Source organism: Pseudomonas mandelii (assembly GCF_900106065.1).
Classification (GTDB): Bacteria; Pseudomonadota; Gammaproteobacteria; order Pseudomonadales; family Pseudomonadaceae; genus Aquipseudomonas; species Aquipseudomonas mandelii.
Genome location: NZ_LT629796.1, coordinates 3,240,838 through 3,256,098 on the forward strand (window position 1 = coordinate 3,240,838; position 15,261 = coordinate 3,256,098).

Below are 15,261 nucleotides of genomic sequence, written 5' to 3' on the forward strand. Positions count from 1 at the left end.
ACGGCTGATTTGTCTAAGCGACTGACCTTTAACGACGGGTCAGCAACACCCCGGATTCCATGTGATGTGTCCACGGAAACTGGTCGAACATCGCGCACTGGGTGATGCGATGGGTATCGTGCAACTGGGCGATGTTGGCGGCCAGGGTTTCCGGGTTGCAGGAGATGTAGAGGATGTTGTCGAAGCGCCGGGTCAGTTCGCAGGTGTCCGGGTCCATGCCGGCGCGAGGCGGGTCGACGAAGACGCTACCGAATTCGTAGCTCTTCAGGTCGATCCCCTGCAGGCGACGGAACGGGCGAACTTCATTCAGGGCTTCGGTCAGCTCTTCTGCGGACAACCGCACCAGGGTGACGTTATCCACAGCGTTTTCGCTGAGGTTGCTCAGTGCGGCGTTGACCGAAGTCTTGCTGATTTCCGTGGCCAGCACTTTGCGCACACGGGTCGCCAGCGGCAGGGTGAAGTTGCCGTTGCCGCAATACAGCTCCAGCAAATCGTCAGGGCGATCGCCGAGGGCGTCGTAAGCCCAGTTGAGCATCTTCTGGTTCACGGTGCCGTTGGGCTGGGTGAATGCACCTTCGGGCTGGCGGTAGCTGAACGTGCGGCCACCGACGTCGAGTTTCTCGACCACGTAATCATGGCCAATCACTTCGCGTTTGCCTTTCGAACGACCGATAACGCTGACGTTCAGGTCGGTGGCCAGTTTTGACGCCGCCGCGTGCCAGTGTTCATCCAGTGGACGGTGATAGCACAGGGTGATCATCGCATCGCCAGCCAGGGTGGTCAGAAACTCCACCTGAAACAGCTTGTGGCTCAGCGCCGCACTTGCCTTCCAGGCCGCCTTGAGCTGCGGCATCAGTTCATTGATGCGCAGGCTGGCGATCGGGAACGCTTCGATCAGGATCGGCGTGCGTTTGTCTTCCTGGGAAAACATCGCGTAATGCCGATCGCCGCCTTCGCGCCACAGGCGGAATTCGGCACGCAGGCGGAAATTTTTCAGCGGCGAGTCAAACACCGCAGGTTCCGGTGCATCGAACGGGGCCAGCAGATCGCGCAGGCGCGTGACCTTTTCTTCGAGCTGAACGGCGTAGGCCTGGGAATCAAAAGTCATGCGTTGAACCAACCCAACTTGATCACAAACAGAATCGAAAGAATCACCAGCGCCGGGTTCAGCTCACGGCCGCGGCCGGACAGCAACTTGATCGCGGTCCAAGAGATGAAACCGAAGGCGATGCCGTTGGCGATGGAGTACGTAAACGGCATGGCCAGCGTAGTGACCACGACCGGTGCGGCGACGGTGATGTCATCCCAGTCTATTTCGGCCAGGCCGGATGTCATCAACACGGCGACGAACAGCAGCGCCGGTGCGGTGGCGAACGCCGGAACGCTGGCGGCCAACGGCGAGAAGAACAGCGCCAGCAGGAACAGGATCGCCACCACGACGGCCGTGAGGCCGGTACGGCCACCGGCACTCACGCCAGCGGCGGATTCGATGTAGCTGGTGGTGGTCGAGGTGCCCAGCAGCGAACCGGCCATGGCCGCGGTGCTGTCGGCGATCAGGGCGCGGCCCATTTTCGGCATGTGGCCGTCCTTGCCCATCAGGCCGGCGCGCTTGGCGACGCCGATGAGGGTGCCGGAGTTATCGAACAGGTCGACGAACAGGAAAGCGAAAATCACGCTGACCAGGCCGATGTCGAGCGCACCTTTGATGTCCAGTTGCAGGAAGGTCGGCGCCAGAGACGGCGGCATCGACATCACGCCGCCGAACGGCGTGAAGCCCAATGCGATGGACGCGATGGTCACGACCAGGATGCCGATCAGCACCGCACCGCGCACGGCGAGCGCTTCGAGGGCAACGATCAGGGCAAAACCGAGGGTCGCGAGGATCGGAGCGGGTTGCTTCAAATCACCGAGGCCGACCATGGTCGCCGGGTTGCTGACCACGATGCCGGCGTTATGCAGGGCGATCAGCGCCAGGAACAGGCCGATACCGGCGGCAATCGCTGAGCGCAGCGGCAGCGGGATGCTGTTGATGATCCATTCGCGGATGCGGAAGATCGACAGCAGGAAGAACAGCACCGCCGAGATGAACACCGCCCCCAGCGCCACTTGCCAGGTGTGGCCCATGTGCAGGACTACGGTGTAGGTAAAGAAGGCGTTCAGGCCCATGCCCGGCGCGAGTGCGATCGGGTAGTTGGCGATCAGGCCCATCACTGTGGAGCCGATGGCTGCTGCCAGGCAGGTCGCGACAAACACCGCGCCCTTGTCCATGCCGGTCTCGCCGAGGATGCTCGGGTTGACGAACAGAATGTAGGCCATGGCCAAGAAGGTCGTGACGCCCGCCAGAATCTCGGTCCGCACGTTGGTGTTGTGTGCCTTGAGTTGAAACAGCCTTTCCAGCATGTCTGCTCCCCGTGGCGCGCCGGGCGCCGTGAATGTATCGACCTCAACAGCAAAGCACAGACCGCTGATAGCGCCTGGTAATTTTCTGTGGGCCGGAAAAAGCCGCGCATCATACCAGCAGCGTGGGGCTATGGCTGCTTATGGCTGCGATCGTCGTCGATGTTTTGCCGTAAAGCGAAGTGAGCCATACTGCGCGCTGGTTTTGGGGGGGCGTTATGAAGTGCATTAAAAAGCGTGGGATTGCGATGGTGGGCGTCGCGATGGCGTTATGGCTGGGGGCGCAAACTGCTTCGGCGGCGATGGCGGCTCCGTTGAGCCAGGTGAAAGTGATCAAGGTCCAATCGCCGGGCTGTGGTCTTGAAAACATTGTCGAGAAACAGGAGCAGACGAGCTGCGACCACAGTGGTCCGGACATCAAGGTCTACGTTCTGGAAATTGGATATGGCAGCCTTAGTCCGCACGTCGCGCTGGATGGTTTTAACGTAGACGGCACCCGGACGGCGGTGTGTGCCTATCAAACCGGCAACCTGAAGGAGTGCGCATCCGGAGAAACAACCGTCGGCTATCTGTACATCTTCGATCTGAAGGGCAAGCAGGACGGCATCTTCACCTTCAGCAACACGTCCATCAACGCGCCCCGCAACACGATGTCGACACAGCTTTACATCAAGTAACGGCTGCGTTCGAACAAGGGTCAGGAAAGCTGACTACGCTTTAAAGATCATTCTGTGGACCGCGCCCATGACCTTTAGAGCTTTGATTACCCTCGCCGAGGGCATCGACGACCTGCAAACCGTCACCCTGATCGATGTACTGCGCCGCGCCAAGGTTGAAGTGGTGGCGGCGAGCATCGAGGGGCGACGCATGATCACTTGTGCCCGCGGTACCCGCCTGACCGCCGATGCAATGCTGGTGGACTTGCTGGCCCAGCCGTTCGACCTTCTCGTATTGCCTGGAGGCGAGGTGGGCTCCCAGCACCTCGCCGCGCATCAACCCCTGCAACAGTTGATCAAGGACCAGGCCGCCGCCGGGCGCCTGTTCGCCGGCATTGGTGAGTCCCCGGCGCTGGCGTTGCAAGCCTTTGGCGTCTTGCGTCAGCGGCGCATGACCTGCCTGCCATCGGCCAGCCATCGATTGTCGGGCTGCAATTTTGTCGACCAGCCCGTGGTGGTCGACGGCAACTGCATCACTGCCCAGGGATCGGGGGCGGCGCTGCCGTTTGCGCTGGCGCTGGTGGAGCAACTGTGCGGTAAAGCTGCTCGGGCTGCGGTGGCGGTTGAGTTGGTGGTCTGACTGTTCGTGGTTTCAAGTTGCGCGAACCTTTTAGTAACAGCCAAACGAACACTTCGCCCGCTCCAATACTGGTCTTTCCGCGCCCATCAGTTTCCTTGAACACTCTCGCCACCCCGAAGTCGTACCCCTTATGACGGCGGTTTGCCAAAACGCCGCTTATTACGACTAACCGTGAGGTGTTTATGAGTGCGACCACCCCCGAAGCGGCGCAGCCGTCCTTCGTTCGTCACCCGTTACGCCTGACCCTCAACGGTCAGGAGCGTCAACTGGAGGTCTTGCCCTGGACCACGCTTTTGGACCTGCTGCGCGAGCAATTGGACCTGATCGGCACCAAAAAAGGTTGCGATCACGGCCAGTGTGGCGCCTGCACGGTGTTGCTCAACGGCAAGCGGGTGAACGCCTGCCTGACGCTGGCGGTGATGTGCGACGGCGCAGAGCTGGTCACCATTGAAGGGCTGGCAACCGGCGATGAGTTGCACCCCATGCAGCAAGCCTTCATCAAGCACGATGCCTTTCAGTGCGGCTATTGCACGCCGGGGCAGATCTGTTCGGCGGTCGGTCTGGCGAATGAAGGGCGGGCGCACTCCCGCGCGGACATTCAGGAGCTGATGAGCGGAAACCTCTGCCGTTGCGGTGCCTACAACAATATTCGCGATGCCATCGAAGAGGTACTTCCCTCCTGCCGCCAGCCTGGGCAAGGAGGTGGTCAATGAATCCTTTCCACTACAGCAAACCCGATTCGGTGCAGGACGCCGTGCACCTCGCCAGTCCGGCGTCGCGCTTCATCGCCGGCGGTACGAATCTGCTGGATTTGATGAAAGAGAACCTCACTCGCCCCGAACATTTGATCGATATCACCGGTTTGCCACTACGCGAGGTCAAGGAAACGGCCAGCGGCGGCGTGATGATTGGCGCCTTGGTCAGCAATGCCGATCTGGCCTGGCATCCGCTGATTGAGCAGCGTTACCCGCTGTTATCCCAGGCGATCCTGGCAGGTGCTTCGCCGCAATTGCGCAACATGGCCAGCACCGGCGGCAATCTTCTGCAACGCACTCGCTGCTATTACTTCTACGACGCCAGCGTGCCGTGCAATAAGCGGGAGCCCGGCAGTGGTTGCCCTGCACGGGACGGTCTCAACCGGATTCACGCGATCCTCGGCGCCAGTTCGCACTGTGTCGCCACCCATCCTTCCGACATGTGTGTGGCGTTGGCGGCGTTGGAGGCAATCGTCCACGTCCAGGGGCGCGACGGTGCCAGAACCATTGCGTTTGCCGACTTCCACCGATTGCCGGGCGATGCCCCTGAGCGCGATAACCAACTGGCCGACGATGAACTCATTACCGCGGTCGAGTTGCCCGCCGCCGGTTTTGCCGAGTACAGCCATTATTTGAAGATTCGCGATCGCGCCTCTTACGCCTTCGCCCTGGTGTCGGTCGCCGCAGCGCTGGACTTGTCCGGGCCGGCCATTCGCGAAGCGCGTTTGGTCCTCGGTGGCGTGGCGCACAAACCGTGGCGTGACAATGCCGTCGAGCAATGGCTGGAGGGTAGGGCGGCCAACCATGAAACCTTCTGCGCCGCTGCCGACATGCTCCTGCAAAAGGCCGAACCGCTCGAACATAACGCCTTTAAGGTCAAACTGGCGCGAGAGGCAATTGTTCGCGCCTTGAGCGATGCCGCGCGAGGAGGGCAAGCCCGATGAACACAGTTACCTTACCCATGGGCCAACCACTGGACCGGGTCGACGGTCCTCTCAAAGTTACCGGCCAGGCCCGCTACGCCGGTGAGTTTCCTGAGGAGGGTCTGCTCCACGGCAGCGTTGTCTCAAGTTCTATCGCCTGCGGTCGCGTGCTGAGCATTGACGCCTCCGAGGCGCTGGCATTGCCCGGTGTTGTCGCGGTGATCGATCACCTCCAGCGTCCGACAATCGCCAGTTATGACAAGGATTACGAAGACGCCGACTCGGCTGAGGGATCGCCGTTTCGTCCGTTGTACAACGATAAGGTCCTGTACAGCGGCCAGCCGCTGGCGCTCGTCGTTGCGGATAACCTTGAGTTGGCGCGTTATGCCGGTTCGCTGGTAAAGATTGAATACGACACCGAGTCTCATCAGACCGATCTGTTGAGCCTGCAAGGCGAAGCCAAACCGGCACCCGCCAAGCTGCCTGAACCTCGTGGGAACTTCCAGGCCGAATTTGCCGGTGCCGCCCTGAGTCTGGATCTGAACTACAGCACGCCGATCGAACACCACAACCCGATGGAACCGCACGCCAGCACAGTGCTTTATCAGGCCGATGGCAGTCTGCATATCCATGACAAGACTCAGGGTCCGCAGAACTGTCAGTCATACGTGCAAAAGGTGTTCGGGCTTGAGAAAGAGCAGGTCAGAATTTTCGCCGCGTATGTCGGCGGTGCGTTTGGCTCTGGCCTGCGTCCGCAGTACCAGTTGGCGCTGGCCGTGATGGCCGCGCTGCACCTCAAGCGTTCGGTGCGAGTGACATTGACTCGGCAGCAGATGTTCACCTTCGGCTACCGTCCGCGGACTTTACAACGTTTGCAATTGGGCGCTGCGGCCAATGGACGCTTGTTGGCGGTGGCTCATACCGCCATCGGCCAGACCTCGCGTTTCGAGGATTTCACCGAGCACGTGGTGGAGTGGAGCGGCATGCTCTATCACTGCGACAACGTGCAGTTGACCTACAAACTTGTGCCACTGGACGTGTTCACGCCCCTCGACATGCGAGCGCCAGGCGCGGCGCTGGGGTTGATTGGCCTTGAATGTGCGATGGACGAACTGGCCTGTGCGTTGGCCATCGATCCGGTGCAGCTGCGGTTGATCAATTATTCCGAGCGCAATCAGAACGAAGACAAACCGTACTCCAGCAAAGCCTTGCGCGAATGTTACGCCCAAGGTGCCAAACGCTTTGGCTGGGATCAGCGCGATCCCGAACCGCGCAGCATGCGTCAGGGTCGACAGTTAGTGGGCTGGGGCATGGCCGGCGGTGTTTGGGAAGCGATGCAGCAGAAGGCCAGCGCCAAGGCTTCGCTTGATCACAACGGCAAGCTGATCGTCAGTAGCGCCACCACCGATATCGGCACGGGCACCTACACGGTCATGACGCAAATTGCCGCGCAGGCGTCAGGCGTTTCGGTAGAGGATGTCACTTTTGTCCTTGGCGACTCTTCATTGCCAACCGCGCCATTGCAGGGCGGATCGTTCACGGTGTCGTCGGTCGGCACGGCCGTTCAGCAGGCTTGCGAAGCCTTAAAGGAAAAGCTGCTCGCCGTTGCGCGGCAAACCTCACCCGCGTTCAGTGGTGTGACCTCGGAACAAGCGGCTTTTGAAGACGGATATCTGACATTTGGCGATGCGCGGGTAAAACTGGCCGACCTGGCCCGGGACTGCGGCGAAGACACCCTCGAGGTTCAGGTTGATGCCGAGCCTGACAAGAAGCGCGAAGCCTACGCCACCGCCACCCATTCAGCGGTGTTCGTCGAAGTGCTGGTGGATGAGGACTTGGGCACGGTGAAGGTGAACCGGGTGGTCAGCGCGATTGCGGCGGGTCGAGTGGTCAATCCGAAAATGGCCCGCAGCCAGATTCTCGGTGGCGTGGTGTGGGGCATCGGCATGGCCTTGCACGAGGAGACGCAGACCGACCATGCGCTGGGTCGTCACATGAATCACAGCCTGGCCGAATACCACATTCCGGTAAACGCTGATATCGGCGACATTGACGTGCTGTTTGTCGAAGAACACGACGAGATCGTCAATGCCCTGGGTTCCAAGGGCGTGGGCGAGATCGGCATCGTCGGCGTGGCGGCAGCGGTAGCCAATGCGATCTATCACGCGACTGGCAAACGGGTGAGGGATTTCCCCATCACCCTGGACAAACTGCTCTAGGCCTTGGCTTCTTCGATTGGCACATGCATACGGTCGCGGTTGGCCAGGGTCGGGAACAATTTGATCCACGCCCCCGTCACCACCAGCGTGCCGATACCGCCCATGACCACCGCCGGCACGGTGCCGAACCAATGGGCGGTGAGGCCGGATTCGAACTCGCCCAACTGGTTCGAAGCACCGATGAACAAACCGTTCACGGCGCTGACCCGGCCGCGCATTTCGTCCGGGGTTTCCAGTTGCACGAAGGAGGCGCGGATCACCATGCTGATCATGTCCGCTGCGCCCAACACCACCAGCACGGCCAGGGAAAACCAGAACGAAGTCGAGAGGCCGAACGCGATGGTCGCGACGCCGAACACGCCGACGGCCGTGAACATTACCCGCCCGACTTGGCGCTCCACGGCAAATCGCGCCAGGTACAGCGACATCAGCAGCGCACCGACGGCCGGGGCTGAGCGCAACAGACCCAGGCCCCAGGGGCCAGTCAACAAGATGTCTTTGGCGAACACCGGCAGCAGTGCCGTTGCCCCGCCGAGCAATACCGCAAACAGGTCCAGGGAAATCGCCCCGAGAATGTCCGGCCGACTGCGAATGAAGCGGATGCCTGCGAGCAATGAGTCCAGCGTCGCCTTGCCCTTGTTCAACGGTGTTTGCCGGGCGGGCAGGTTGAGCATCAACAAGCAGGCAATGAGGTAGAGGATCACGGTCGGGCCATACACCCAGACGCTGCCGAAGGCATAGAGCAAACCGCCAAGGGCCGGGGCGACGATGGTGGCTGATTGTTGAGCCGACTGCGCGGCGGCGACGGCGCGGGGGAACAGCGCGCTGGGCACGATGCTCGGCAGCAGGGCCTGGGTGGTCGGCATCTCGAAGGAGCGTGCGGCGCCGAGCAGGAAGGCGAGGATGAAGATCATCTCCCGGGTGACATGGTCGGTTGCGCTGCCGATGGCCAGGGACAGGGCAATCAACGCTTGAAGAGACTGGCAGATCGCCGCGACCTTGCGCCGGTCATAGCGGTCCGCAACGTGCCCGGTGTGCAGCATGAACAAAACCCGTGGAGCAAATTCCACCAGCCCTACCAGGCCCAGGTCGAGCACATTGCCGGTCAGTTGATACAGATTCCAGCCGATGGCCACGGTGAGCATCTGAAAACCGCTGGCGGTAAACACCCGAGCCAGCCAGAACGCGATAAAAGGGCGGTGATGGCGTAACAACAAGGGCGCTTGGCTGGGCATCTGAGAGCTGGTCTTGAGCGAGGTGAGGGTCGAGATTATCACCAAGCTGTAACCAGAAGTTGCAGGCTTGGAAAATTTAGTTAGCTAGACACCGATCTCCAAAAACACCGACATTCCCCTTTGGGAGCGAGCCTGCTCGTGATGATGGAGTATCAGCCGACACCTCTGCTGCCTGACACACTGCTTCGCGAGCCGGCTCGCTCTCACCGGTAATGTGTTTCAGTTCATGAGTAGAGCTATGAGGCAACCTGTCACGCGGCAAAAGACCACACCGTCCATCGTCAAAAATGGGACTACTCTTTTAACCATTGCTTGATCCAGATCAAGACCCTTGTGGAAATGATCCGGTGGCCAGATGGCCAGACTCCCTACGTTGTGACGTTTGTAAAAAAAGAACGAATTCTAATTCGCCACACTCCATATCCGTGGGGGCAGTGGGTGCAGGCCGCAAGCCTTCAGCCGGTATTACCTGACAGAGGAAGACTTATGTTCGGTTTGGAGGCGCTTGATCTCGCCCGAATTCAGTTTGCGTTCACCATCTCGTTCCACATCCTGTTCCCGGCTATCACCATTGGCCTGGCGAGTTACCTGGCGGTACTCGAAGGTTTGTGGCTGAAGACGAACAACGACACTTACCGCGATCTGTACCATTTCTGGTCGAAGATCTTTGCCGTCAACTTCGGCATGGGTGTGGTGTCCGGGTTGGTCATGGCATATCAGTTCGGCACCAACTGGAGCCGCTTCTCGGATTTCGCCGGTTCCGTGACCGGGCCGTTGCTGACGTACGAAGTCCTCACAGCGTTCTTCCTTGAGGCCGGTTTCCTCGGCGTCATGCTGTTCGGCTGGAACAAGGTCGGGCGCAATCTGCACTTCTTCGCCACGGTCATGGTTGCCATCGGCACGCTGATATCGACCTTCTGGATTCTCGCCTCCAACAGTTGGATGCAGACCCCGCAAGGATTCGAAATCATCAATGGCCAGGTCATTCCCACCGACTGGTTCGCCGTGATCTTCAACCCCTCATTCCCCTACCGCCTGATGCACATGGCGACGGCCGCGTTCGTCGCGACTGCCTTTTTCGTCGGCTCTTCCGCGGCCTGGCATTTGCTGCGCGGCAAGGACAACCCGGCGATCCGCACCATGCTCTCGATGGCCATGTGGATGGCATTGATCGTGGCGCCGATTCAGGCGGTCATCGGTGACTTTCACGGGCTCAACACGCTCAAGCACCAGCCGGCGAAAATCGCTGCGATCGAAGGTCACTGGGAAAATCACGGCGATGAGCCGACCCCGCTGATCCTGTTCGGCTGGCCCGACATGAAAGAAGAGCGGACCAAATACGCGGTAGAAATTCCCTACCTGGGCAGCCTGATCCTGACCCATTCCCTGGACAAGCAAGTGCCGGCGCTCAAGGACTTCCCGCCTGAAGACCGGCCGAATTCCACCATTGTGTTCTGGTCGTTCCGGATCATGGTGGGTCTGGGCATGCTGATGATCTTCACCGGATTGTGGAGCCTGTGGCTGCGCAAGAGTGACAAGTTGTACACCTCGCGTCCGTTCCTATATCTGGCGTTGTGGATGGGGCCGTCCGGCCTGATCGCGATCCTCGCGGGCTGGTTCACCACTGAAATCGGCCGTCAGCCGTGGGTGGTCTATGGGCTGATGCGCACGGCGGATGCGTCCTCCAATCACAGCTTCCTGCAGATGAGCATCACGCTGGTCCTGTTCGTGGTGGTGTATTTCGCGCTGTTCGGTGCCGGTCTGGGCTACATGATGCGCCTGGTGCGCAAAGGGCCGAAGATCGACGAAGGCAAGGAAACGCCCGAAGGTGGTCCAGGCAAGAAGCGCACGCCGGCCCGTCCGCTGTCCGCCGCCGACGATTCCGCCGACGACGACCACGGTCCCAGCCTGACCAAGGAGATTTGAGTCATGGGTATTGATCTTCCGCTGATCTGGGCCGTGATCATCATCTTCGGCATCATGATGTACGTGGTCATGGACGGTTTCGACCTGGGGATCGGGATTCTCTTCCCGTTCATCCCGGGCAAGACCGACCGTGACGTGATGATGAACACCGTCGCCCCGGTCTGGGACGGCAACGAAACCTGGCTGGTACTGGGTGGCGCGGCGTTGTTCGGCGCGTTCCCGCTGGCCTATTCGGTGGTGCTCTCGGCGCTGTACCTGCCGCTGATTTTCATGCTGATCGGGCTGATTTTCCGGGGCGTTGCGTTTGAGTTCCGCTTCAAGGCCAAGGACGACAAGCGTCATCTGTGGGACAAGGCGTTTATCGGTGGTTCGATTGCTGCAACCTTCTTCCAGGGGGTGGCCCTGGGGGCATTCATCGATGGGTTGCCGGTGGTCAATCGCCAGTTTGCCGGTGGTTCACTGGACTGGCTGACACCGTTCACCCTGTTCTGCGGCCTCGCGCTGGTGGTGGCTTATGCGCTGCTGGGTTGCACCTGGCTGATCATGAAGACCGAAGGCAAGTTGCAGCAGCAGATGCATGATCTGGCGCGGCCGTTGGCGTTCGTGGTGTTGGCGGTGATCGGTATCGTCAGTATCTGGACCCCGTTGGCCCATGCCGAGATCGCGGCCCGCTGGTTTACCCTGCCGAACCTGTTCTGGTTCCTGCCGGTACCGATCCTGGTGCTGGTGACCATGTACGGTCTGATCCGCGCCGTGGCCCGCAATGCGAACTACACGCCATTCCTGCTGACGTTGGTGCTGATCTTCCTCGGCTACAGCGGTCTGGGCATCAGCCTGTGGCCCAACATCGTACCGCCTTCGATCTCGATCTGGGACGCTGCTGCACCGCCGCAAAGCCAGGGCTTCATGCTGGTCGGTACGCTGTTCATCATCCCGTTCATCCTGGGTTACACCTTCTGGAGCTACTACGTGTTCCGCGGCAAGGTGACCCACGAAGACGGTTATCACTAGCGCACACGACAATGGCGCAGGGCTTGAACCTGCGCCGTTTCAGAGGAGGTCAAGATGATGGCTGGCAAACATTCCCTGGAGGAAATCAAGGCGGCAGAGAAAAAACCGCTTTGGCAGCGGCTCGGTTGGTTGGCCTTGATTTGGGTCGGTAGCGTGGGGGCCCTGTTTATCGTGGCCAGCCTGATGCGCATGTTCATGAACGCCGCAGGTCTGTCCACGCACTGAAACACCCGACATTCCCATCCCCGTTGCCTTGCGGCACGGATTCAAACCCTCCTGTCACGGAGGGTTTTTTTTTACCTGCGATTATTTGCGGGCTTTGAGAATGACGAATTTCGGCGTGGCCGCCACTTGCTCGACGCCACGGAACAGCCGCGCGAGCTTGCTGTGGTAACCCAGGTGACGGTTGCCGACGATGTACAGCGCACCGCCGGTTACCAGAGCTTCGCGCGCTTGCTGGAACATCCGCCAGGCGAGAAAGTCGCCTACGACTTGTTGCTGGTGAAACGGTGGATTGCACAGCACAACGTCCAGCGATTGCGGTTCTTGTCCGGCCAGGCCATCGTCGGCGCGGACGATCACGTCACGATCACCCAGAGCGGCGCGCCAGTTTTCGGCGGCCGATTGCACCGCCATGAATGACTCGTCCACCAGCGTGTAATGGGCCTCAGGGTTTTGCAGAGCGCTGGCGATTGCCAGTGCGCCGTTACCACAACCGAGATCGGCAACGCGCGCTGTCCCGAGGTTCTGTGGCAAGTGTGGAAGAAATGCTCGAGTGCCGATGTCCAGCCCTTCGCGGCAGAACACATTGGCGTGGTTCAGCAGTTCGATCGCCGGTGTGTCGAGTTGATAGCGTGAAGGGTAGGGGGACACTGCTGGGCTTTTGGCTTCAGGCGTTGCGATCAGCAGCCGGGCTTTTTTCACCGCCAACGAGGCTTGCACCGGGCCGATGTAACGCTCCAGCAGATCACCGGCGGCACGGGGCAGATGCTTGACCATCGCTGCTGCAATCACCTGAGCACCTGGGGCCAGTTGGCTTTGCAGGCGAATCAGTTGCTCTTCCAGCAAGGCCAGGGTTTTCGGCACCCGGATCAACACGCGGTCAAACGGCCCCGCAAAGGCTTCGTTGGCCGGTACGCTCGGCACGGCATCGAAGGCCTGGCCGTTGCGGATCAGATTCTTTTCCAGGCCCTGGAAGGCCAGAAACGAGTCGCCGCTGCTGGTCACCACAACGTGCCCCGCCAGGCTCGCGGCCAACGCGCCGAAGCTATCGTTGAGCACCAGCACTCGGGTGTCCGCGGCCGGTTGCTGCTCGGCCAGATAATTGAGCATGTACTCGTCTGCGGCATCGAAAGCTTGCAGTGGTTCGTTCTGTTGTTCTGGCTGACGGATCAGATCGAGTTGGGCGAAGGGCGTTTCGAGCAGGGGCATGAGGCGGGGCTCTGGGTAGTCAACGGGTGTGGTGTCCCGCTGCCTGAAGCGTTGTAGCGGGCGGGGCCGTCCGAGTGGACTGCGACGTAATGGTGCATTCGTCAACACTCTGGAGGAGCCGCAAATGGTACGTTTTTTTCTTTTGGATTACCCGCAGGTTTTTCCTCCTGGTTATTAGGGGTGTACTGCTCAGATCAAGCACGCCCTGGTGGCTGCGACCACTGCCGCAAGCTTGTTGTTGACGCCCAGTTTCATTATCACTCGGTGAATATGAAAATTTGTGGTGCGTTCAGTGATGCACAGGATGATGCCTATCTCGTAGGCGGTTTTGCCATCGGCTGACAGTTTCAATATCTCGATCTCGCGTGCCGATAAATGCGGTTTGCAGTAATCCTTCACGCGATCAGGCAATTTTTTAGCGACGAGCCCATGCAGGTGGTTGCTGATGAACATCGTGTAGCCCAGTTTTTCATACCATTCATAGGGGGTGATGGGGCAGTCGCTTCTTGCCAGGCTGAGCATGCTGCGCAGCCCGTTGTCGCCATGGAGCGATTGTGACCAGCCATACTGCAAACCGAGTTGTTTCTGTGCTTGCCACAGCGTTGGTGTCTTCGAATAAACCTTTTCTTCCCATAAAATGGGCATTGTTGAATGATTGCAATGAGCTACTACTGGGTCTATTTCTCTGAAGTGATTTTGTTCATATTCCGCGTTCCAGCCACTTGGGTAGTTGTTGAAATTCACTCTATCGAAGTGTGGGCCTCGTAAGTGAGAAGTGATTGAAAATGCACAAAAATTAAAGCCAAGGCTTTTGACGAAATCCAGTGATATCTCATAGGCATCTCCAACGTCTCTCGCTTCAGATATCTGTCTTAAACGTGATTCCTTCCACATTTCCATTGGCGTAACTCCATACGGGGTATCTGGGGGGTGCACATTGGATCCGAAATCCGGCACGTCACGAGTGTAGGAGTATTCCTACGAAGAGGCTGCAATTTTTTTGCTCTTGAAAAGGTTGAAAAGTAAATAACTGGTTCTTAGTCAGGATTAACAACGTTATATGTTGTACCCAATGCTTCTATTGAATTTTGTGTTGTACCCTTTGGTTAGTGTGACAGGAGGGGCACTTACAATCGCATCAGTAACCCCAGGAAATGGGTGGCTCGTCTAAAGCCACTACAAATCACCGGTGTTTACATCACTCGCTTTGCGGGACACTGGGGCATCTGTTGAATGGAGCACCCCATGACCGTCAGCGCAGAAAAATTCACTCGCCAGACCCTGACCGACGTTCAGCCGTTGACCCCCAACCTGTTCACGTTGCGGGCCACCCGAGACCCCGGTTTTCGTTTTCGGGCGGGGCAATTTGCCCGGTTGGGCGTTACCCGGACCGATGGCAGCACGGTATGGCGCGCCTATTCAATGGTCTCCTCGCCCCATGACGAATTTCTCGAGTTCTTTTCCATCGTGGTGCCAGGCGGGGAGTTCACCAGCGAACTGAGTCGGCTGGAGGTCGGCGATACGCTGTTGGTGGACCGTCAGGCCTTCGGCTACCTGACGCTGGATCGTTTCGTCGACGGTCGTGATCTCTGGTTGCTATCCACTGGCACCGGCGTGGCGCCATTTTTGTCGATCCTGCAGGACTTTGAGGTGTGGGAGAAATTCGAGCGGATCATCCTGGTGTACAGCGTAAGGGAAGCCCGCGAGCTGGCTTATCAGGCGCTGATCGCGGGGCTGGCGCAGCGCGACTATCTGGCCGAATACGCGCACAAGTTGCAGTTCATCGCGACCGTCACGCGCGAGGAGCACCCCGGCGCCCTTAACGGGCGAATCACGACGCTGATAGACAACGGAGAACTGGAGCGGGTGGCGGGGGTGGCGCTGACGCCCGAGCACTCGCGGGTCATGCTCTGCGGCAACCCCCAGATGATCGATGACACACGCAAGCTGCTCAAGCAGCGGGACATGCACTTGAGCCTCAGTCGACGACCCGGCCAAGTGGCGGTGGAGAACTTCTGGTAAAAAAAAACGGCGCCCCGAAGGCGCCGTTCTTTTGTACGCAACAAGC

14 protein-coding genes are annotated in these 15,261 nt (G+C 59.5%); 9 read left to right on the forward strand and 5 right to left on the reverse strand.

What is annotated here, in order from left to right; translation table 11 throughout:
- Nucleotides 1-28: 28 nt before the first annotated feature.
- Together trmA and BLU63_RS14860 are read right to left on the reverse strand one after the other, a co-directional pair.
- On the reverse strand, nucleotides 29-1,108 hold the full coding sequence (gene trmA / locus BLU63_RS14855; protein ID WP_010467457.1) for a tRNA (uridine(54)-C5)-methyltransferase TrmA: 1,080 nt from the start codon (nucleotides 1,106-1,108) through the stop codon (nucleotides 29-31).
- The gene (locus tag BLU63_RS14860; RefSeq protein ID WP_010467459.1) at nucleotides 1,105-2,400 is read right to left on the reverse strand and encodes an NCS2 family permease; all 1,296 of its coding nucleotides are present in this window, start codon (nucleotides 2,398-2,400) and stop codon (nucleotides 1,105-1,107) included. Before BLU63_RS14860 ends, trmA begins: the two co-directional genes overlap by 4 nt.
- Before the next feature lie 215 nt (nucleotides 2,401-2,615).
- Between BLU63_RS14860 and BLU63_RS14865 the strand changes: the two genes are divergently transcribed.
- From BLU63_RS14865 to BLU63_RS14885, 5 genes are all read left to right on the forward strand, one after another.
- Complete coding sequence (locus tag BLU63_RS14865; protein ID WP_083375709.1) at nucleotides 2,616-3,074, forward strand: DUF4879 domain-containing protein; 459 nt, start codon at nucleotides 2,616-2,618, stop codon at nucleotides 3,072-3,074.
- Between the two features lie 67 nt (nucleotides 3,075-3,141).
- Complete coding sequence (locus tag BLU63_RS14870) at nucleotides 3,142-3,693, forward strand: DJ-1 family glyoxalase III (RefSeq protein ID WP_077749415.1); 552 nt, start codon at nucleotides 3,142-3,144, stop codon at nucleotides 3,691-3,693.
- A 182-nt stretch (nucleotides 3,694-3,875) separates the two neighbouring features.
- On the forward strand, nucleotides 3,876-4,406 hold the full coding sequence (locus BLU63_RS14875) for a (2Fe-2S)-binding protein (RefSeq protein ID WP_077749414.1): 531 nt from the start codon (nucleotides 3,876-3,878) through the stop codon (nucleotides 4,404-4,406).
- The gene (locus tag BLU63_RS14880; protein ID WP_077749413.1) at nucleotides 4,403-5,392 is read left to right on the forward strand and encodes an FAD binding domain-containing protein; all 990 of its coding nucleotides are present in this window, start codon (nucleotides 4,403-4,405) and stop codon (nucleotides 5,390-5,392) included. Before BLU63_RS14875 ends, BLU63_RS14880 begins: the two co-directional genes overlap by 4 nt.
- Complete coding sequence (locus BLU63_RS14885; RefSeq protein ID WP_077749412.1) at nucleotides 5,389-7,590, forward strand: xanthine dehydrogenase family protein molybdopterin-binding subunit; 2,202 nt, start codon at nucleotides 5,389-5,391, stop codon at nucleotides 7,588-7,590. Before BLU63_RS14880 ends, BLU63_RS14885 begins: the two co-directional genes overlap by 4 nt.
- Here the strand turns inward: BLU63_RS14885 and BLU63_RS14890 are convergent.
- Nucleotides 7,587-8,825, reverse strand: coding sequence for an MFS transporter (locus tag BLU63_RS14890; protein WP_083375710.1), 1,239 nt, complete (start codon nucleotides 8,823-8,825; stop codon nucleotides 7,587-7,589). The genes BLU63_RS14885 and BLU63_RS14890 overlap by 4 nt on opposite strands.
- Before the next feature lie 486 nt (nucleotides 8,826-9,311).
- Between BLU63_RS14890 and BLU63_RS14895 the strand changes: the two genes are divergently transcribed.
- The 3 genes from BLU63_RS14895 to BLU63_RS14905 are packed head-to-tail and all read left to right on the forward strand — an operon-like array spanning nucleotide 9,312 to nucleotide 11,987.
- Nucleotides 9,312-10,751, forward strand: coding sequence for a cytochrome ubiquinol oxidase subunit I (locus BLU63_RS14895; protein WP_010467471.1), 1,440 nt, complete (start codon nucleotides 9,312-9,314; stop codon nucleotides 10,749-10,751).
- Nucleotides 10,752-10,754: 3 nt separating this feature from the next.
- On the forward strand, nucleotides 10,755-11,762 hold the full coding sequence (cydB, locus tag BLU63_RS14900; protein WP_083375711.1) for a cytochrome d ubiquinol oxidase subunit II: 1,008 nt from the start codon (nucleotides 10,755-10,757) through the stop codon (nucleotides 11,760-11,762).
- A 57-nt stretch (nucleotides 11,763-11,819) separates the two neighbouring features.
- Nucleotides 11,820-11,987: a DUF2474 domain-containing protein gene (locus BLU63_RS14905; protein ID WP_010467474.1), complete on the forward strand. Its 168-nt coding sequence runs from the start codon at nucleotides 11,820-11,822 to the stop codon at nucleotides 11,985-11,987.
- A gap of 81 nt (nucleotides 11,988-12,068) precedes the next feature.
- Here the strand turns inward: BLU63_RS14905 and BLU63_RS14910 are convergent, their stop codons facing one another.
- On the reverse strand, nucleotides 12,069-13,193 hold the full coding sequence (locus BLU63_RS14910) for a methyltransferase (RefSeq protein WP_083375712.1): 1,125 nt from the start codon (nucleotides 13,191-13,193) through the stop codon (nucleotides 12,069-12,071).
- Nucleotides 13,194-13,382: 189 nt separating this feature from the next.
- Nucleotides 13,383-14,093, reverse strand: coding sequence for an autoinducer binding domain-containing protein (locus BLU63_RS14915; protein WP_077749409.1), 711 nt, complete (start codon nucleotides 14,091-14,093; stop codon nucleotides 13,383-13,385).
- A gap of 345 nt (nucleotides 14,094-14,438) precedes the next feature.
- On the opposite strand from BLU63_RS14915, the gene BLU63_RS14920 reads away from it, so the two are divergent.
- The gene (locus BLU63_RS14920; protein ID WP_083375713.1) at nucleotides 14,439-15,215 is read left to right on the forward strand and encodes a ferredoxin--NADP reductase; all 777 of its coding nucleotides are present in this window, start codon (nucleotides 14,439-14,441) and stop codon (nucleotides 15,213-15,215) included.
- Nucleotides 15,216-15,261: the final 46 nt, after the last annotated feature.